Origin of the sequence: Neobacillus drentensis (assembly GCF_036966985.1) — a bacterium.
GTDB lineage: Bacteria > Bacillota > Bacilli > Bacillales > Cytobacillaceae > Neobacillus > Neobacillus drentensis_E.
Window position 1 is genome coordinate 921 of sequence record NZ_JBALSN010000373.1, and the last position, 504, is coordinate 1424.

At 29.8% G+C, this 504-nt stretch carries 1 protein-coding gene; it reads left to right on the top strand.

All coding sequences use genetic code 11. The annotated features are described in order from the left end of the window. Positions 1–119: 119 nt before the first annotated feature. Positions 120–504, top strand: a 385-nt coding sequence (locus V7659_RS22385) for an HAD hydrolase-like protein (RefSeq protein ID WP_335542398.1), incomplete at its 3' end; no start/stop codon positions are given.

Consider the following 504-nt stretch of genomic DNA (forward strand, 5'->3'; position numbering starts at 1 on the left):
TTCTTGTTGAACTAACGGTGCAGGTTAGTATAATTATTCGTTGATTTATTTTAAATATTTAAAACTTTTTTATGTTAAAATTGGGTTGGCTTTTTATGATATTGGAGGGGATTTTTAAAATGGGCGAGTATAAAATAATTTTATTTGATTTAGACGGCACGCTATCTGATCCGAAAGTAGGTATAACTAAATCAGTTCAATATGCTTTAGAGAAATTGGGCATTATTGAACCGAATCTTGATAAACTTGAATGCTTTATTGGACCACCACTTCAGGTTTCCTTTGCTGAATATTACGGTTTTAGTGAGGAAAAATCACAAAAAGCAATTGACTTTTATAGGGAACGATTTAAGCAAAAGGGAATGTTTGAAAATGAATTATATCCTAACATACCACCACTTTTAAAATCATTAAAAGAACAACAATACACCTTAATCGTAGCAACCTCCAAACCTACGATATTCTCAGAACAAATTCTTAAATATTTTAATATTGAACATTATT